The organism is Actinomycetota bacterium (assembly GCA_005888325.1).
GTDB lineage: Bacteria > Actinomycetota > Acidimicrobiia > Acidimicrobiales > AC-14 > AC-14.
Map to the genome: position 1 here is coordinate 34,354 of VAWU01000013.1, position 17,269 is coordinate 51,622.

The following is a 17,269-nucleotide window of genomic DNA, read 5'->3' on the forward strand; positions in this document are numbered from 1 at the left end:
GCATGTCGTTGCTCGTGGTTCGCCACGCGCGCGCGGGAAGCCGTCGACATTGGAACGGCCCCGACGAGACGCGGCCGCTGTCCGGCCGCGGCCGTCGACAGGCCGGCGCCCTGGTCAAGGTGCTCGTGCCGTTCGGGCCGACACGGATCCTGTCCAGTCCCTACGTGCGGTGCATCCAGACGGTCGAGCCGCTGAGCGAGAAGTTGGGTCTCGAGGTCGAGGCGTCGGACGCGTTGGCCGAGCATGAGCCGGCCGAGCGCGCGCTGGCCCTCGCCCGCAGCGTGACGGGGTCGACGGTCGTCCTCTGCAGCCACGGTGACGAGATCGCGGCCCTGCTCCACTCGTTGGTGCGCGACGACGGGCTCGCGCTGCCGAAGGACTACGAGTGCGCCAAGGGCTCCACCTGGGTGCTGCACGCGCGCAAGGGCCGCTACTCGAACGCGAGGTACCTTCCCGCTCCCCCTTGAGGCACCGGGCCGACCCCTTGTTCACCTGCGAGCAACCAGGACGTTGCCAGACGGCCAACCACGGCTCGTACCGTCATCCACAGTGCGCATCGCGGCGATCGATCTCGGTACGAACTCGTTCCATCTGCTCGTCGCCGACGCCAACCCGGACGGCGCGATCGTCCCGATCGTGCGCGAGAAGGAGATGCTCCGACTCGGCGAGGCGGTGGGACGGGCGGGACGGATCTCCGAGCCGGCGGCCGACGCCCTGCTCGCGGCCATACGACGTCTGTGCGACCTCGTGTCGGCCGCCGGCGCGACGGAGCTCATCGCGTGTGGCACCAGCGCCATCCGGGAGGCGGAGAACGGCAGCGAGATCGTCGATCGCATCGCCCGGGAGACCGGGGTCGTCGTGGACGTCATCAGCGGCCGTGACGAGGCCCGCATGATCTTTCGGGCGATCCGCGCCGACGTGGCGCTGGGCGAGTCGCCCGCGCTCTGCTTCGACCTGGGCGGGGGCAGCCTCGAGGTGATGGTCGGCGACGCCACCGGCCTCCTGTGGTCGGACAGCGTCAAGCTCGGCGTGACCCGCCTCACGGCCGAGCTGGTGCGGAGCGACCCGCTCTCGGATGCCGACCGGCAGCGGCTGGTCACGCGGCTCACCCTGGTCCTCGCCCCGCTGGCGGCGGAGGTCGCCGACATGCGCCCGGGTCTGGTGGTGTGCACGAGCGGCACCCTGTGCGACCTTGCCCGGCTCGTCGCCGCTCGTCGGGACGGGCCCGGGATCCCACAGGCGGGGCCCGGCGAGCCCTTGCGCTTCTCGCGCCGCGAGTTCGTGCCGCTGCACACCGAGCTGGTGGCGTCGTCGGCGGCCGAGCGCGCCCGTCTGCCCGGTGTCGACGCCCAGCGGGTCGACCTCCTGCCTGCCGGCTCGATGATGCTCGCCACCGCGATGGAGCTCTTCGGCTTCGACGAGGTCGTGGCGTGCGCGTCGGCTCTGCGCGAGGGCATGGTGCTCGAAGCCATTGCCCGCCACGACTCGAGCGATTGGGCGGACGATCCGCAGGCGGTGCGCCGCGCCTCCGTTCTCGCGCTGTGCCGGCGCTGCAACTGGGACGAGGGCCACGGGCGGCAGGTGGCGCGTCTGGCGGGCGACCTGTTCGACCGCCTCCTGCCCCTCCACCACCTCGGTCAGGACGATCGCGAGCTGCTGGAGCACGCCGCGCTCCTGCACGACATCGGCGAGCAGGTCGCACGCGACGAGCACCACGAGCACAGCGCGTATCTGGTCCGGCACGGGAAGCTCCGAGGTTTCACCGCGCACGAGGTCGCCGCCCTCGCCTCGATCGCGCGCTTCCACGGGCGCGACGACCCGGAGCCGCGCCGCGAGCGCTTCGAGCGGCTCGAGGTCGAGTCGCGTCGCCGGGTTCTCACCCTGGCCGCCATCCTCCGCGTGGCCGACGGTCTCGACCGGGGACGCGTCAGCGCGGTCGACAGCGTCGACGTCGACCTGGTCCGAGGCCGGGCCTGCGTCGAGGTGGCCGGGTCGCGCGACCTCGACCTCGAGCTCTGGGGAGCCCGGCGCAAGCGGCACCTGCTGGAGCGCCTCCTGGGTTGTCGGATCGACGTGGTGGGCACCGATCGGACCGCTCCGGCCGCAGTTTCAGTCTGAGGCGTTTCCCGTCGAAACATAGGCGTGCCCCCGCAACGCCAGGAGATCGCGCGAGAAGCCCGACAAGTGGGCATCAGCGAGCTCTCGACCCCGTCGCTGGAGGCGGTCGAGGCCCGGCGCGGGCAGCTGTGGACCATCGCGTTCTTCGTGATGGCCGCCCTGGCGGTCGCCATGGTGCTGGTCTCCTTCGACTCGAAGGTCGGGTTCCAGGGCTTTCGCGTGGCCAACCTTGGTGGATTCCGCATCGGCGTGGTCCTGCTCACCGTCGCCTTTGCCGCGTACGTGTTCGAGAAGGAAGTGCACCTCCGGCGCCTCACGCGGCTGTTGATCGAGGAGCGGGTGCTCACGACCGCGCTCTCCAACCGGCTCGACGAGCTGGCGACGCTCTGCGCGGTGGGGAAGGCCGTCAACTCGGTGCTCGACCTCGAGCGGGTGCTCGACATCATCCTGTCGAGCGCGTGCGAGTTGCTCGACGGCGAGAGCGGCTCGGTGATGTTGCTGGACGGTCCCGACCAGCTCCGGTCGGTTTGCGTGGTCGGCAACAACGAGCTCGCCGCCGACGCCCGGGTGCGTCTGGGCGAGGGCATCGCCGGCCACGTGGCCCAGTCGCGCGAGCCGGTGCTCATCAACGGCCCCGCCGACCGCCGCCGGTTCCTCCGCGCGATCGAGCGGGAGAACCCGGTGCCGAGCGCGGTGAGCGTGCCGTTGACCAACCGCGGCAACCTGCTCGGCGTCCTCAACGTCAACAGTGGCAGCCGCATGTTCACGGAGTACGACCTGCGCGCGCTCGTGCTGTTCGCCGAGCACGCCGCCATGTCGATCGCCAACGCCCGCCTCTACCAGGTGGAGCGCACCCATGTGGAGGAGCTCATCGAGGTCGACCGCATGAAGTCGGAGTTCGTCGCGACCGTGAGCCACGAGCTGCGGACCCCGCTCACGTCGATCCTCGCGAGCGTGCAGACGCTGCAGCGCCGCGAGCTCGACGCGGCCACGAGCGACGAGCTCCTCGAGATGATCGATCGTCAGGGCCAGAAGCTCCTGCGGCTCATCGAGGACATCCTCGAGCTGCAGCGCCCCGGCGGCGGCCCGTCCATCGAGCTCCGGCGGCTCGAGCTCGCTCCGCTGGTCGCTCAGGTCCTCCAGCTCGAGCGCGCGGCGGGCCGGAAGGTGGCCACCCGCGTGCCGGACGACCTGGTCGTCGTGGCCGATCCCGCGGCGGTCGAGCGCATCCTCATCAACCTCATCGACAACGGGTTTGTGCACGGCGGCGGGGTGGTCGAGATCGAGGGCGAGCTCATCGAGCGGGGGTCCGGCCCCCTCGTGCGGCTGAGCGTGCTGGATCGTGGGCCCGGGGTCGATCCCGAGGACGTCGACCGCGTGTTCGACCGTTTCAGCCGCGGCGGTGGCGCGCCCGCCGCGTCCGGCATGGGGCTCGGTCTCTACCTCGTGCGCACCCTCATCGAGGCTCAGGGTGGTGGCATCTCCGTGGCGCGCCGCGAGGGCGGCGGGGCCGCGTTTCACGTGTTCCTGCCCATCTGGCAATAACGTCGGCGCGTGCGGTTGCTGGTGGTGGGCGCCTCGTCGGGCATCGGTCGGTCCGTGGCGCTGCTGGCGGCCCGCGACGGGATCGACGTCGTCGCCGCGGCCCGGCGGGCCGAACGGCTGGACGAGCTTCCCGTCCCCACCGTGGTGTGCGACGCGCGCAAAGCGGAGGACTGCGAGACGGTCGTCGCGTTTGCCGTCGCTCGGTTGGGTGGCCTCGACGCGGTCGTCTACGCCGCGGGTGTGTCGCCGCTCGTGGCCGTCGCGGACGCCGACGCCGACGTGTGGCGCGACGTGCTCCAGACCAACGTCGTCGGCGCCGCGCTCGTCGTTCGCGCCGCGCTGTCCCATCTGATCGCCGCTTCGGGTCACGCCGTGTTCCTGTCGTCCGACTCCGTACCGCGGCCGTACCCGGGGCTGGTCGCGTACGCCGCGAGCAAGGCGGCGTTGAACACCCTCGTCGCGGGCTGGCGGGTCGAGTGCCCCGAGGTGTCGTTCACGAGTGTGGCGGTGGGGCCGACCGTCACCGGCTTCGCCGACGGCTGGTTGCCCGAGCGGGCCGCCGGCTACTTCGCCCGCTGGGAGGCGGAGGCGTACCTGCGCGCGGGCCAGTCGGTCATGACGCCGGATCAGGTGGCCGCCGAGGTCCTGCACATCGTGCGCTCGCCGGCCGGCCTCGACGACGTCGTGGTTCGTGCCCGTTGAGGTCGTGCCCGTTGACGTTCTCCGACGCCGGCGTCAGGCTCTGGCCATGACCGCCTTGCGCTTCGTCGATGCCGACGGCCACATCCTCGAGCACCCGTCGGAGATGCAGGAGCACGCGCCTCGGGCCTTCGCCGACCGCATCTGGCACATCGAGACCGACGCCAAGGGCCGCGAGTGGGCCGTGATGGACGGCCAGCGCATGTCCGCGAACGGGCTGGCGCTCGCCGGCACCGCCGGGATGTCGCACGAGGAGCGCGAGCGCGCCCAGCGACTGGAGCTCAAGTACACCGAGGTGCGACCGGCGGCGTGGAACGCCAAGGCCCGGCTCGACGACATGACCGAGGACCACATCGAGACGTCGGTGCTCTATCCCACGATCCTGCTCGGCATCCAGAGCTATCACGACGTCGAGTTCGCCGACGTCCAGTGCCGCGCGTACAACGACTGGCTCTCCGACCACGTGGGGCAGGGCGACGGGCGACTGTTCGGCGTCGCGGTCCTGCCCCAGCAGGACATCGCGCGGGCGGCCGCGGAGATCCGGCGGGTGGCCGACATGCCGGGCATCGTCGGCGTGTTCATCCGGCCCAACCCCACCGAGGACTGGAAGCCGTTCAACCACGAGGTGTACGACCCCATCTGGCAGGCCGCGGCCGACACCGCGATGCCGGTCGGACTCCACCCCTTCCTGGCCGCGGACCTGCCCGGCGCGTGTCTCGGCCTGCGCATCAACCGGCTGCACACCTCGGCGTTGCCACCCGGGGGTGACGGGGCCGGCACCGGCGACGTGAACATCGACAACGTGCTGTTCACCCAGGCCATCGCCAACCCGGTCGACATGATGACCTCGATGACGTTCCTGCTCGCGGGCGGGGTGTGCGAGCGCTTCCCCGGCTTGAAGCTCGTCTTCCTCGAGGCCAACGGGGGCTGGCTGGTGCCGTGGCTCGAGCGCCTCGACCATCACGCGCAGGTCTTTGCGTGGGACGTTCCGGGCCTGAAGCTGCTGCCCTCGGAGTACTTCAAGCGACAGTGCTGGATCAGCTTCGACCCGGACGAGTCCACCCTCGCGTTCACCGCCACCTCACCGCTGTGCGGGGCCGAGCGCATCATCTGGGCGTCGGACTATCCCCACCCCGACGCCAAGTTCCCCGGTGTCACCGAGGAGCTGGCCGAGGCGATCGCACCGCTGAGCGAGGCGCAGCAGCACCGAATCGCCGGGCAGAACGCCGTCGAGCTGTACGGGCTCGGCTGACGATGGCCGGGCTGCTCCCCGACCCGTCGCCCCGCCCCCGGCACCACACGATCATCTCGGTCGACGATCACCTCATCGAGCCGCCCGATCTCTTCGAGGGTCGTATGCCTTCCGGCTACGTCGACGCGGCCCCGCGCGTTGTCGACGACGACGGGCGCCAGCAGTGGTTGTTCGAGGGCAGCCTTTATCCCAACATCGGGCTCAACGCGGTGGTGGGCCGGCCCACCGACGACTGGAGCATGGACGCGGCCCGCTTCGACGAGATGCGCAAGGGCTGCTGGGACATCCACGCGCGCATCGCCGACATGGACCTCGCCGGAATCTGGGCGTCCGTGTGCTTCCCGTCGCTGCTCGCCGGCTTCGCGGGCACGGTGTTCTCCCGTGCCACCGACCAGGGGCTCGGGCTCGCGTGCGCCCGCGCCTGGAACGATTGGCACCACGAGGTCTGGGCGGGCACCTACCCCGAGCGCATCATCGCGATCCAGATCCCGTGGTTGAGCGACCCGCTCGTCGCGGCGGACGAGGTCCGTCGCAACGCGGCGCGTGGGTTCAAGGCGGTGAGCTTCACCGAGAACCCCGCCAACCAGAAGCTCCCCTCGATGCACACGACCCACTGGGACCCGTTCCTGGCTGCGTGCGAGGAGACGGAGACAGTCGTGTGCCTGCACACGGGTTCGTCCGCGTGGACCGCGGCGAGCTCGCCGAACGCGCCGCTCGAGCTCTACGCCACGCTGTTCCCCGCCAACGCGCTCGCGAGCGCGGCGGACTGGGTGTGGGCCAAAGTGCCGGTGCGCTTCCCCGGTCTCAAGATCGCGATGTCGGAGGGCGGCATCGGATGGGTGCCCCTGCTCCTCGACCGGCTCGACTACGTCGTCGACCACTCGGCTCGGGGGGGCAGCTCGGGCTGGAGCGGTGTCGACCTGCGCCCCAGCGAGGTGCTGCAGCGCAACTTCTGGTTCTGCACCATCGACGACCCGTCGACACTCGCCCTGCGGCACCGCATCGGCGTCGACCACATCATGGTCGAGTGCGACTACCCCCACGCCGACTCCACCTGGCCCGACATTCAGCTCCTGCTCGACGACCGTCTCCGCGACCTCCCTGCCGACGAGGCGCGCAAGATCACGTGCGAGAACGCGGCGCAGCTGTTCCGTCACCCGCTCCCGCGCGACGTCGGCGCCGCAACTGCGTTCTTGTCGTAGTCAGCCGTCCTCACGACGGCTACGTACGACAAGAAGCATCGGTCGTCCCGTCAGGCCGAGGGCTCGCTCCCGACCACCGAGACGAAGCTGACGCACTCGCCGGGTGAGCCGCCCAGGTTGTGGGTGAGCGCGAGCTTCTTGCCCGCCGCGATGCTCTGAATGGTGCGCGCCGCCGGCGTCTCGCCGCGGAGCTGGAGCCAGCACTCGAACAGCATGCGCAGGCCGCTGGCGCCGATGGGATGGCCGAAGGCCTTCAGCCCGCCGTCGGGGTTGACCGGGAGCTCGCCGTCGAGGTCGAACGTGCCCGCGAGCGCCTCCTTCCAGCCGAAGCCGCGCTCGGCGAAGCCGAGGTCCTCGTAGATCACGAGCTCGGTGGGCGTGAAGCAGTCGTGCACCTCCGCCATGGCCAGCTCGGCGCGCGGGTCGGTGACCCCCGCCTGCCGGTAGGCGTCGTCGGCGGCGGCGACGATCTCGGGGAACGTGGTGTAGTCGTAGGCGGGGTCGACCGCGCCCCGCGCGGGCCCGGCGACGAACGACAGACCCTTCACGAAGATCGGCTTGTCGGTGTAGCGGTGGGCGTCCTCCGCGCGCACGATCACCGCGGCCGCCGACCCGTCGCTCACGCCCGAGCAGTCGAAGATGCCGAGCTGCCCCGCCATGATCGGCGAGCAGGCGATGACGTCCTTGGGGACCTCACGACGGAACTGGGCGCGAGGGTTGAGCGCGCCGTTCTTGTGGTTCTTCCACGCGATGCGCGTGAGCACGTCCTTCATCTCGTCGGGGTCGACGCCGTACTTGTTCGAGTAGGCGGGTGCCAGCAGCGAGAACAGCGCGGGCGCGGTGAGCTCGGCGCCGGTGCCGTCGGACGGGGGGGAGGCGATGGCGAGGCCGGAGAAGCCGCCGTCCTTCAGCTTCTCCACTCCGATGGCCATCGCCACGTCGATGGCGCCGGACGCGACCGCGTAGCAGGCGTTGCGGAACGCCTCCGAGCCGGTGGCGCACATGTTCTCGACCCGCGTGACGGGCTTGTAGTCGATGCGCAGCGGCCGCGAGAGCGTGAGCCCGGAGATTCCCGAGCCCATGGTGCCGAGCCAGTAGGCGTCGACGTCGTCCTTGACGACGCCCGCCGAGGTGAACGCAGCGGTGGCTGCGTCGACGAGCAGGTCGTCGGCGCCCTTGTCCCAGTGCTCACCGAAGTTCGTGCACCCCATGCCGACGATGGCGACTCGATCGCGGATCCCTCTCGATGCCATGGCTATGAGTCCTCTCTCACGGGCCGGGCCTTCCAGAAGTAATTGTGCACCCCGTTGGCGGTGGAGATCTTGCGGAACGTCATCTCCACGCGGTCGCCGATCGCCACGGTCGCGGGATCGACGTCGGTGAGCTCGCAGCGGAAGCGGCCGCCGCCGTCGAAGTCGACCACTGCGGCGACCACCGGCGGGTTCAGCGAGTACGCCAGGCGGTCGATCGTGAACGTGGCGACGGTGGCTCGCGAGTCGGCGAGGCGCTCGTGGGTCACGCGATCGACGGCACCGCAGGAGCTGCAGACGCGCGCGGGCGGCAGGTGCCGGGTGCCGCACTGCTCGCAGCGGCTGGCGGTGAAGCCGAACTTCCATTCGTCGTGCCGGAACGAAGGGGGCGCCGCCGGGGAGGTCGGGTCGGGCCGTCGGGGAGGCTCCCGGTGCAGCTGACCCCGCCAGGTGAGGAACGTGGCGTACTCGAGGTCGTCGCGCCCGCGCCCGATCTGTTCAGCCACCGTCGTGTGCCGCCGGTCATGGTAGCGAGCGAGCGCGTCGGTCGTCCGCACGATGCCCACGTCGGCGCCGTCGGCGAGCGAGACCACCGCGACCACCTGGCCCGGCTGGGCCCGGTCGAAGACGTCGGCGAGCACGATGCCCCGCTGCGCGGCACCCGGGTTGCCGATCCGGCTCGACAGGTCGTCGACCACCACCTCGGGTCGCACACCGACGGACTTCCTCACCGCGCGTACCGCACGCGGGTGCACGCCGGTCACGACGAGGTGGTCGATCGCGTCGGCGGTCAAGCTCGCCCGCTTCAACGCCTCGGTGAGTGCCGCTTCTGCGAGCGGGACGTAGGCGTGCTCGCCGAAGCGCTCCTCCCAGACGTGCGAGGCCGGGTCGCCCGGTATCCGCCAGCGGTCGAGGAACTCCGCCGTCGACGCCGCGCCGCCGAGCAATTCGGCGATCACCGCCTCACCGACAGCGTTGCGGGGCGCGAACAGGTAAGCGTCGGCTCCGTCGCCTCCGTCGCGCTCGTCGGTGCCGCCCGCGAGCCCGGTTCGCAGGTCGGAGCGGATCACCAGGGTGGGCACCGGCGCCGCGATCGCGGCCCGGTTGGCGCCGATGGCCGAGCGCACCGACCCGCCCATGTCGTACGCGCCCACGGACGCGTCGAGGCCGAGGGCGGCGTGGATGGCCGTTGCGTTGGTCTTGTCGAGATAGGCGGGGTTCGACGACGCGAACAGCAGCTGGCCGACCTCGACGCCCTCAGGCGCCGCGGCCAGCGCGGCGCGCGCCGCCTCGACTCCCATGGTGGTGGTGTCCTCGTCGTAGGACGCGACCGTGCGGGTGCCGTGGCCGGGAAGCGTGCCGAGCGCGGCGGCGATCGCGCCGCGCTCGAGCCGCCAGTAGGGGATGTACGTGCCGTACGCGACCAGACCGTTCACTCGTGCACCATCCTCGTCCCTCGGATGCTGCACGAGCCCGTCCACATGGACCTGCGGTCCTCCGCTGCGCTTCGGTCCTCGGTCACGTGTCCTCCGCCGCGCTTCGCGACTCGCTGGCGGCCCACGCGAAGATGCCCTTGGCCATCGTCGACGTCTCGACCGCGACCCGGCGCTCGAACACCTCGGCGCGCGCCGACTGCACGTCGCGGTCATCGGGCGCGGCCAGCGCCGCGAGCTCGACGAGGTGGCCCGCCAATCGCAGGCCGTCGTCGTTCGCGGCCAGCTCCCGCGCCCGGGCCGCGAGCCGGATCGCGCCGCCGGCCAGCGCGGCCAGCTCCTCGGCGAGCGCAGCTTCGCGCGCCGGCTTCAGGGTCGAGGGGTTGCCGTCGTACCAGCCGCCGTAGAGACGCCAGACGTTGTGCACGATGAACTCGGGGTCGTCGTAGACCGGTTGCAGATACGGCTTCTCCAGCAGGTGCGCGGGAGCGCGCACCGTGTGGACGATGTCGTTCAGTCGGGCGCCCTCGTTCATCATCGCCACGGTCTGCTCGTGCAGCGAGTCGAGCAGGTCGGCCGTGGCGGTGAGCGCCTCGACGATGCGGTCCGCGCCCACGATCGGCACGCCGTGGCCGGGGAGCAGGTACTCCGCGCCGAGCGCGACCATCTCGCGCAAAGCGGCCGCCCACTCGCGCACGTAGCGCTGCACCTTCTGGGGGTTCCCGCAGTTGGGTGATGCCCAGATGAACAGGTCGCCGCAGCAGAGGACCTTGCGCGACGGCACCCACGTCCACGTGTGGTCGTCGGTCTCGCCCATGGCGTGGTGGAGCTCGAAGCGTGTGTCGCCCACCTCGAGCGTGTGGCGGTCGACATAGGTCTCGTCCGGATAGCGGTACTCGGTCGGCCAGCGCAGCCCGGGTACCTGGAACTGGCGCTGGTTGATCACGCCGTTGTACCCGGCCGTCATGACGTAGCGATCGAAGCGGTGGGGCAGGGCCTCGTGGGCCACGACGCGTGGGGCGCGCCATCCCGCGTCACGGGCCTCCTCGTCGAAGGTGGGCACCCCGAAGACGTGGTCGATGTGGCCGTGCGAGTACACCGCGGTGTCGAGCCGGTCGGGTGACCAGCGGCGCACCTGCTCGTGCACGTGCCCGGCGGTGAACTCGCTGCCGGTGTCGACGAGCACGAGACCGTCGCCGGTCGTGAACGCGCTCACGTTGGCGAACGCGGGCAGGAAGGCGACGCCGTCGTCGATCGGTTGGAGCCGGCCCGTCAGCCCGACCGGATGGTGTTGCTTGATCGACGCCTCGCCCCGCCACAGCCGGTCGGCCAACGTGAGGATGTCGGTCTCAGCCATCGGTCGTCTCGGACACGCCGCTCTCAGACACGCCGTTGTCAGACATTGTGCATCCTTACTGCGAGAAGAACTAGTCTCCCCGCGTGGCGACAGTCGCACGGAGATCTCTCGCTCGGAGATCACCGGCAGACGACCTCGCGGTCGACGGCCGAGTTGCTCGCGCGAACCGTACCCGGATCGCCGTCGTCGATGCGATGCTGCACCTGATCGACGAGGGTGACCTCCGGCCGACGGCTCCCCGCATCGCCGAGCGGGCCGGCGTGTCGCTGCGCTCGGTCTTCCAGCACTTCCGCGATCTCGAGGCGCTCTTCGCGGCGGCCGCCGCGCGCGAGCTCGAGCGTTTGTCCGCGCTGGTCGGCCCGCTCCCGGTCCGGGCATCGCGCGACGACCGGCTCGAAGCGTTCGTCGCCCAACGCACGCGCGTGCTCGAAGCGATCACGCCGGTCCGGCGCGCGTCGCTCCTGCAGGAGCCCAGCTCGGCCCAGCTGCGGTCCAGCCGCACGCGCCTGCTGGCTCTCGCCCGGAGGGAGGTGGCCGAGGTGTTCGCGGCCGAGCTCGACCGGCGTCCGCGCGCGGACCGGGTCGAGCTGCTCGACGCGCTCGACGCCGCGTCGAGCTGGCAGACGTGGGAGGCATTGCGCGCCCACCAGGGTCTCTCGCCGGCCCGCGCGCGTCGCGTCGTGCGGCGCGTGCTCTCCGCCCTTCTCGAAGAAGAAAGGAAGTGACCGTGTCCGACGCATCCACCGATGACGCCCGCAGCGCGCTCGCCGAGCTGGTCGAGGGCCACTCAGACGACGAGATCACGAAGGCCGCCGAGGAGCTGGGGATCGACACCCTGCTCGATCAGGTCTTCACCGGCATGGAGCAGGCTTTCCAACCCGACAAGGCCGCGGGCCAGAGTGCCGTGGTGCAGTGGGACGTCGACGCGCCTGACGGTACGCACTCGCGCACCGTGCACATCGCCGACGGCTCGTGCAAGGTGGAGACCGGCACGACCGCCAGCCCGCGCCTGACGCTGACGCTCACACTGCCCGACTTCCTCCGATTCGTCGCCGGGCAGCTGGACGGCATGCAGGCGTTCATGAGCGGCAAGCTGAAGCTCGGCGGCGACATCATGCTCGCGCAGACCATGCAGGCCTGGTTCGCGACGTAGGTGTCCGCCGCGCTCACCGACGCTCGGTGAGCCAGTCCTCCCACGTGACCGTTCCGTCCTTGTGGTCGGGACAGAGGTTGACGCCCTCCTTGAACGCGCGCGCGGTCTTGCCGGCGATCGGGAACGCGACGACCCGGCGCGGGCGTCCGCGGGCGTTCGACCAGACGCGGGCCAGGTCGTCGAAGCCACGGACCTCGGGCCCACCCATGTCGGCGGCGCGACCAGAAGGGCCGGCTCCGACGAGCGCGACGATGCGCGCCGCCACCTCGCCCGCATCGACGGGCTGGAACCGCACCCCGCGGGGCACTGGCAGCACGGGCAGCCGTGCCAGCCGGGTGAGGAAGCCGTCGAGCAGCGAGTGGAACTGCGTGGCGCGCAGGATCGTGTGCGGTAGTCCCGCCCCTTCGATCACCCCCTCGGCCGCCCACTTGGCCCTGTAGTACGGCAGTGGGTGGCGGTCGACGCCGACGATCGAGATGTAGACGAGGTGCGGGCTGCGGCCGCGCTTCGCCGCGGCCGTCAGACGGCGGGTACCGTCGACCTCGGTGCGCTTCGTGCGGCGGAACGGGCTCGTCGCGCAGTGGATCACGACGTCGACGCCGGCGACCGCGCGGTCGAGACCGTCGCCCGCGAGCACGTCGCCGCGCACGGCCTCGACACCGTCGGGCCGCGACGGCCGGTCCTGACGGCTGAGCAGGCGCACGTCGTGTCCGCCCGACACCAGCCGGGGCACGACCTCTCGTCCGAGCTGCCCGGTCCCCCCGGTGACCAGGACGAGCGCCATCGGTCAGTGCGTCTGCAGGATGGCGTCGTCCCGGAAGTCCGCGAAGAGGCTGTCTGCGCCGGGGCCCGGGAACACCACCGACGCGGGGCCGACCTGGCCCAGGCGGGCCGGCATGACGACGTTGCGCACGTTGGCCGGGTCGACCGACAGTGCGAGCCGGCCCAGCCGGAAGAGATCGCGCGGGCTCACACCCTCGGCCTGGCAGCGCCGCAGCAGCACCTCGAGGCTGCGCACGACGTTCACCGCCCCCGGCTGCGCCCGGAACTTGGCGAGCGCGGACAGGATGAGCACGCCCTGGTCATAGGTGCGGGTGAGGTCGCCGTCACCGAGGTGGCGGTTGCGCGAGAACGCGAGCGCCTGCCCACCGTTCATGTGGACCCTGCCCTGCGGGAAGACGGCGCCCGAGAACCGGTCGTTCATGGCCTGGGGCACGTCGACGTCCACCCCACCCAGGTCGTCGACCATCCCGATGAGACCATCGAAGTTGGTCACGATCGAGAACGCGATGGGCACGCCGGTGAACGCGCTCACCGTGCGGGTCTGCAGCTCTTGCCCCCCGAACTCAAAGGCCGCGTTGATGCGCTCGCGCCCATGTCCGGGGATGTCGATCCACGTGTCGCGGGGGATGTCGAGCATGGTGGCGCGGCCCTGTGCAGGGTTCACGCCGATGACGTGGAGGGCGTCGCCGCGGTTGCCCCCGACGCCGGCGCGTCCGTCGCGGCCGATGACGAGCATGAACGTCAGTCCGTTCGTCCCCGCGAAGTGGGCCCCGTCGACCTTGTGGATGGTGAACGCGGGCTCCTGTCGAGCGGCGGACGGCAATCCGGTCTCGAACGCGATTGCCATGAGCAGGCCGCTGAACACGAGTGCGGCGGCCACCACGCGCTTCACCGTTTCACCGCCGTTGTCGTGGTTGTGCCGGCGGGCGTATCACGTGTCGCCAGCATGTCGTAGCCGCCGATCCTCCACCCGGAGCCCTCCGGCACCAGCACCAGCTCGCCCTGGTGCGCGACGGTGACGCCGGCGCCCTCGACGTCGCGGGCGCGGAGGCGCAGGTCGATCTGGGCGACGACCAACGGCACCTGGTCGCCCACTCTGAACGGCGTGATGGTGGCGTTGGCCGCGTCGGCCTCGACGCCCCCCCCGGCGCGTGGCATCCCCTCGCCCACCATTGCCGCGCGATCGCCGGCGCTGATGCGCGGCGCGGTCTCCGCGGTGAAGAGCGGTCCGAGGTCGGGCGCCGAGCCGCCGCTTCGCATCGGGGCGAGGATCGCGTCGTCGAGGTAGCGCTGGAGCAGCGCCACGGTGGCGTCCCTCACCGCGGCGGGCGTGTCCGGCGACGGAGCGACGTTCAGGGTGATCGGGCGCGACGCGACGGTGGTGGAGGGCCGGGCGCGCGCCGTCGGCTTCTTCTTCGAGCAGCCCGCGCCACCGACCAGGGCCGTGAGCGCGAGCAGGACGACGACCAGGCGGCGGGCGGAATCGGGCACGACCCCCCACGATTAGCACGCCGCCCGCCCCCACGGGTGGAGTGCGGACGTCGACCAGACGCGATCGGACCTGCCGCAGTCGCCCCGCGCCGTCAGACCTGCATCGCGGCGCCGACGACGTAGCCCTCGGGCGCGGTGCGTGCGGGTGCCCGCCGGGCGAGAGCGGCCTCGACGGCCGGTGCCAGACGCTCGAGCTTGTCCTTCGCGCGCGCGTCCTCGCCCTCGTGGAACTCGGGCATGACCTGCTCGGCGAAGAGCTCGAGCGATTCGCAGATGTGCTCGTGACGGTTGTTGCCCGACTGGCTCACGAAGATCACCTGGTCGACGCCCGCCGCTTCGTAGCCCTTCAGCAGCACGCGGATCTGGTCGGGCGTGCCGATCGCCCCCCGCAGCGCGCCGAGGCCCTCCTCCATCAGCTGGGCGCCGAGGGGCTGACCCGTGCGCGATGCGATGTCGCGGTCGAACCCGAACAGAGAGCGGTTCTTCTGGAACTCGTCCCAGATCACCGTTCGTCCGGGTCGGTGCTGCCCGAACACGTAGTAGTGCGCGAGCGAGTACCCGAAGAAGTGGCCACCGTCGAGACCGCGGTCGACCGCGGTCGCCTCGTCCTCGTGGCACATCAGGGGCATGACGACGGCGAGGTTGGGGTTCACCGCGAAGCCGCCCGGCACGCATTCCTCCGACGCGAGCGTGCGGTAGTAGTCGTCCACCCACTGCTTCGCCTCGGCCGGCTCGATGAACGAGAACGAGAGCGCGCCGATGCCCTTCTGCGCGGCGAGGTGGATGGTCTCGCGCCGGCTGCAGGCGACCCACACCGGCGGATGCGGCTTCTGCAGCGGCTTCGGGACAACGTTGCGTGGCGGCATCTTCAGGAACCGGCCGTCGTAGCCCGCGAACGGCTCCTCGACGAACATGCGCGTCACCGCGTCGAGCGCCTCGTCCCACTGGTCGCGCTTGGTGGCCCGGTCGACGTTGAAGCCCCCCAACTCGGCCTCCGACGAGGACTCGCCGGTGCCGAAGTCCACCCGGCCGTCGGACACGAGGTCGAGCGTGGCGATGCGCTCCGCGACACGAGCGGAGTGGTTGAAGCCTTGCGGTAACTGCACGATCCCGTGGCCCAACCGGATGCGGCTCGTGCGCTGCGACGCGGCGGCGAGGAACACCTCGGGCGCCGACGAGTGGCTGTACTCCTCGAGGAAGTGGTGTTCGACCTCCCACGCGCAGTCGATGCCGAGGCGGTCGGCCAGCTCGACCTGGTCGAGCGCGTCCTTGAGCAGTCGATGCTCGTCGTCGGACTCCCACGGACGCGGGAGCTGGTGCTCGTAGAAGATCCCGAACTTCATCGCATCGCCTCTCTGTCGGTTGGATCGGCTGGGTTGGCTGAGGGCGGGTTGGCCAAGGGCGCTGAGGCCGCCGGATCTGGAGTCAGCGGACGGCCTCGGTGGTCTCGTCGAACAGATGGAAGAGCGCGGGCCGGCCGTGGGCCGCGCGCAGCGCGAGCGCGAGCCGGCGACTACGCACGAGGAGGTCGCGCGCGGCGCGTCCCGGCCACGGGCGGGGGAGCAGCTCCGGGGGCAGCAGCGGGTCGTCGTCGAAGACGTCCTGGAAGGCGACGGCCATCGCCAGCGCGCCGGGGAGAAAGGCTCTGTCGGGCAGGCGTTCCTTGCGCGCGCGCAGGTCGGCGAGCGAGTCGAGCACGAACGACCAGTCGTCGACGAGGGCGTGGTAGCGCGCCGCCAGCTCGTCGACCGGCCAGAGACGGCGCGCGAGCTCGCGCGGGTCGCGCTCGCCGCCGACCTCGAGGTCGTCAGTTGACGCGGTCGTCACCAGCTCGGCGACGCCGAGACGGTCGGCCTCCGCGCATGCCTCCTTGTGCCACGGGTGCGGCGACAAGCAGCCGGTCGCGGAACGAGTCGCGTGCGGCCCGCCGGGCCTCGGGGATGGCGAAGGCCACCAGCCGCCACTGCCGGTCCCAGCCCCGTCCTGCCGCGTCCTGCGCGTACGCCAGACGGGTGCGCTCGATCTGGCTGCCGACCGCGGCCATGCCCGCCGGCGTGGCGTCGTAGCGGGCGCGCTGGCCGCTGCCCGTGCGGGTGAGCAGGCCCTCGGCCGACAGGCGCCGCAGGCAGGACCGGAGCTGCTCGGGGGTCTGCCCGCACGCCTCGGCCACGGGCAGGAGCTCGGCGGCATCGACCGTGCCGTCGGCGCGCATCATGCCGAAGACGAGCACCCGGGTGGGGACACCCGTGACGCGGACGTCGGGCCCGTCGTGCTCCCCGGGCCGTCCGGCCGCCGCCAGATCGGTCGTTCTCGCCACGACCGTACCCTAGAGCGACCAGCTTCCCGGGTCAACCAACGCAGCCGTAGCTGGCAACATGGGCCCGTGCCCATGCGCGAGGAGTGCAAGAACTTCGAGAGCCGGGTGAGACGGTGCGGAAGTGCAACCTCGACCTCGCGCCCGAGGCCCCGTGGCGCTGCCCTGACCCGTGCTCGGGCTACGAGCGCCGCCTCGCCGACGTCAACTGGAGCCACGGCAAGCTGGTCGTCGCGCCCACCCCGCCGGAGCCCGCGAGCCTCGAGGGAGTCGCCGAGCTGCTCGACGAGGCGGAGGACATCGTCAACGCGGCCGGCCCGGCCATCCTCGCCGAGATCGACCGCGATCAGCCGAGGCAGCCGTTCTGGAGACGCTTCCGGAAGAAGTGACCGCGCTCAGACCGCGAAGGGGAGCGGTCGCGGCTACTCCGGTCCCTCGTCGCGCACCTGCTGCACCTTCACCAGCGCGTCCTGGAGGTCTTTGATCCAGTCGCCCTGATGGGTGCCGACCAGTCGCACGCACCACGCGAGCGCGTGACTGCGACTGCGCGCGACGCCGCCGCGCACGAGGGTGTCGAGCACGGCGCGCTCCTCCATCCGCAGCCGGGTCATCACCGGGACGCTGAGGGTCGTGAAGAGCACCCGCTCGCCGCCGCACTCCGCGCCCCACGAC

General features: G+C 71.3%; 17 protein-coding genes and 1 pseudogene (1 of these 18 cut by a window edge). 9 read left to right on the forward strand and 9 right to left on the reverse strand.

Translation table 11 applies throughout. The features are described 5' to 3' along the window. The first annotated feature begins 2 nt into the window (after window positions 1-2). The 6 genes from E6G06_02305 (at window position 3) to E6G06_02330 (ending at window position 6,816) form a co-directional block, all read left to right on the forward strand. Window positions 3-467 carry a histidine phosphatase family protein gene (locus E6G06_02305; GenBank protein TML93335.1) on the forward strand — a complete coding sequence of 155 codons (465 nt, stop codon included), beginning with the start codon at window positions 3-5 and terminating at the stop codon, window positions 465-467. An 82-nt stretch (window positions 468-549) separates the two neighbouring features. Next, window positions 550-2,118 carry a Ppx/GppA family phosphatase gene (locus E6G06_02310; protein TML93336.1) on the forward strand — a complete coding sequence of 523 codons (1,569 nt, stop codon included), beginning with the start codon at window positions 550-552 and terminating at the stop codon, window positions 2,116-2,118. A 66-nt stretch (window positions 2,119-2,184) separates the two neighbouring features. Further along, window positions 2,185-3,663 (forward strand): GAF domain-containing protein, encoded by a 1,479-nt coding sequence (locus E6G06_02315; GenBank protein TML93337.1) that lies wholly within the window; start codon window positions 2,185-2,187, stop codon window positions 3,661-3,663. A gap of 9 nt (window positions 3,664-3,672) precedes the next feature. Continuing rightward, complete coding sequence (locus E6G06_02320; protein TML93338.1) at window positions 3,673-4,365, forward strand: SDR family oxidoreductase; 693 nt, start codon at window positions 3,673-3,675, stop codon at window positions 4,363-4,365. 46 nt (window positions 4,366-4,411) lie between these two features. Further along, the gene (locus tag E6G06_02325; GenBank protein TML93339.1) at window positions 4,412-5,614 is read left to right on the forward strand and encodes an amidohydrolase; all 1,203 of its coding nucleotides are present in this window, start codon (window positions 4,412-4,414) and stop codon (window positions 5,612-5,614) included. A 2-nt stretch (window positions 5,615-5,616) separates the two neighbouring features. After that, on the forward strand, window positions 5,617-6,816 hold the full coding sequence (locus E6G06_02330; protein TML93340.1) for an amidohydrolase: 1,200 nt from the start codon (window positions 5,617-5,619) through the stop codon (window positions 6,814-6,816). Window positions 6,817-6,866: 50 nt separating this feature from the next. Here E6G06_02330 and E6G06_02335 read toward each other — a convergent pair whose 3' ends face one another. From E6G06_02335 to E6G06_02345, 3 genes are all read right to left on the reverse strand, one after another. Beyond that, window positions 6,867-8,069 carry an acetyl-CoA acetyltransferase gene (locus E6G06_02335; protein ID TML93341.1) on the reverse strand — a complete coding sequence of 401 codons (1,203 nt, stop codon included), beginning with the start codon at window positions 8,067-8,069 and terminating at the stop codon, window positions 6,867-6,869. 2 nt (window positions 8,070-8,071) lie between these two features. Further along, a complete protein-coding gene (locus tag E6G06_02340; protein TML93342.1) occupies window positions 8,072-9,502 on the reverse strand; it encodes a hydroxymethylglutaryl-CoA synthase family protein in 1,431 nt (476 codons plus the stop codon). An 82-nt stretch (window positions 9,503-9,584) separates the two neighbouring features. Then, a complete protein-coding gene (locus E6G06_02345; protein TML93343.1) occupies window positions 9,585-10,856 on the reverse strand; it encodes an MBL fold metallo-hydrolase in 1,272 nt (423 codons plus the stop codon). 194 nt (window positions 10,857-11,050) lie between these two features. Between E6G06_02345 and E6G06_02350 the strand changes: the two genes are divergently transcribed. After that, complete coding sequence (locus tag E6G06_02350) at window positions 11,051-11,581, forward strand: TetR family transcriptional regulator (GenBank protein TML93344.1); 531 nt, start codon at window positions 11,051-11,053, stop codon at window positions 11,579-11,581. Between the two features lie 2 nt (window positions 11,582-11,583). Further along, window positions 11,584-12,009 carry an SCP2 sterol-binding domain-containing protein gene (locus tag E6G06_02355; GenBank protein ID TML93345.1) on the forward strand — a complete coding sequence of 142 codons (426 nt, stop codon included), beginning with the start codon at window positions 11,584-11,586 and terminating at the stop codon, window positions 12,007-12,009. A gap of 13 nt (window positions 12,010-12,022) precedes the next feature. Here the strand turns inward: E6G06_02355 and E6G06_02360 are convergent, their stop codons facing one another. From E6G06_02360 to E6G06_02380, 5 genes are all read right to left on the reverse strand, one after another. Further along, window positions 12,023-12,793 carry an NAD-dependent epimerase/dehydratase family protein gene (locus E6G06_02360; GenBank protein TML93346.1) on the reverse strand — a complete coding sequence of 257 codons (771 nt, stop codon included), beginning with the start codon at window positions 12,791-12,793 and terminating at the stop codon, window positions 12,023-12,025. Window positions 12,794-12,796: 3 nt separating this feature from the next. After that, a complete protein-coding gene (locus tag E6G06_02365; GenBank protein TML93347.1) occupies window positions 12,797-13,684 on the reverse strand; it encodes a LytR family transcriptional regulator in 888 nt (295 codons plus the stop codon). Beyond that, complete coding sequence (locus E6G06_02370; GenBank protein ID TML93348.1) at window positions 13,681-14,283, reverse strand: hypothetical protein; 603 nt, start codon at window positions 14,281-14,283, stop codon at window positions 13,681-13,683. Before E6G06_02370 ends, E6G06_02365 begins: the two co-directional genes overlap by 4 nt. Window positions 14,284-14,375: 92 nt before the next feature. Beyond that, the gene (locus E6G06_02375; protein ID TML93349.1) at window positions 14,376-15,626 is read right to left on the reverse strand and encodes an LLM class flavin-dependent oxidoreductase; all 1,251 of its coding nucleotides are present in this window, start codon (window positions 15,624-15,626) and stop codon (window positions 14,376-14,378) included. Between the two features lie 82 nt (window positions 15,627-15,708). Further along, window positions 15,709-16,473 (reverse strand): hypothetical protein, encoded by a 765-nt coding sequence (locus tag E6G06_02380; protein TML93350.1) that lies wholly within the window; start codon window positions 16,471-16,473, stop codon window positions 15,709-15,711. 210 nt (window positions 16,474-16,683) lie between these two features. Here E6G06_02380 and E6G06_02385 point away from each other — a divergent pair, with 210 nt between their 5' ends. Beyond that, on the forward strand, window positions 16,684-16,986 hold the full coding sequence (locus E6G06_02385) for a hypothetical protein (GenBank protein ID TML93351.1): 303 nt from the start codon (window positions 16,684-16,686) through the stop codon (window positions 16,984-16,986). Window positions 16,987-17,019: 33 nt separating this feature from the next. On the opposite strand, the pseudogene E6G06_02390 reads toward E6G06_02385, so the two are convergent. After that, window positions 17,020-17,269 (reverse strand): annotated as a pseudogene (locus tag E6G06_02390) (hypothetical protein) (it continues 286 nt past the right edge of the window).

Bases quoted from the DNA above. Each gene is read 5' to 3' on its own strand.
- E6G06_02305 (TML93335.1), top strand. From the start codon at position 3: ATGTCGTTGCTCGTGGTTCGCCACGCGCGCGCGGGAAGCCGTCGACAT.
- E6G06_02380 (TML93350.1), bottom strand. From the start codon at position 16,473: ATGCCGCCGAGCTCCTGCCCGTGGCCGAGGCGTGCGGGCAGACCCCCG.
- E6G06_02345 (TML93343.1), bottom strand. From the start codon at position 10,856: ATGGCTGAGACCGACATCCTCACGTTGGCCGACCGGCTGTGGCGGGGC.
- E6G06_02360 (TML93346.1), bottom strand. From the start codon at position 12,793: ATGGCGCTCGTCCTGGTCACCGGGGGGACCGGGCAGCTCGGACGAGAG.
- E6G06_02330 (TML93340.1), top strand. From the start codon at position 5,617: ATGGCCGGGCTGCTCCCCGACCCGTCGCCCCGCCCCCGGCACCACACG.
- E6G06_02350 (TML93344.1), top strand. From the start codon at position 11,051: ATGCTGCACCTGATCGACGAGGGTGACCTCCGGCCGACGGCTCCCCGC.
- E6G06_02335 (TML93341.1), bottom strand. From the start codon at position 8,069: ATGGCATCGAGAGGGATCCGCGATCGAGTCGCCATCGTCGGCATGGGG.
- E6G06_02325 (TML93339.1), top strand. From the start codon at position 4,412: ATGACCGCCTTGCGCTTCGTCGATGCCGACGGCCACATCCTCGAGCAC.
- E6G06_02375 (TML93349.1), bottom strand. From the start codon at position 15,626: ATGAAGTTCGGGATCTTCTACGAGCACCAGCTCCCGCGTCCGTGGGAG.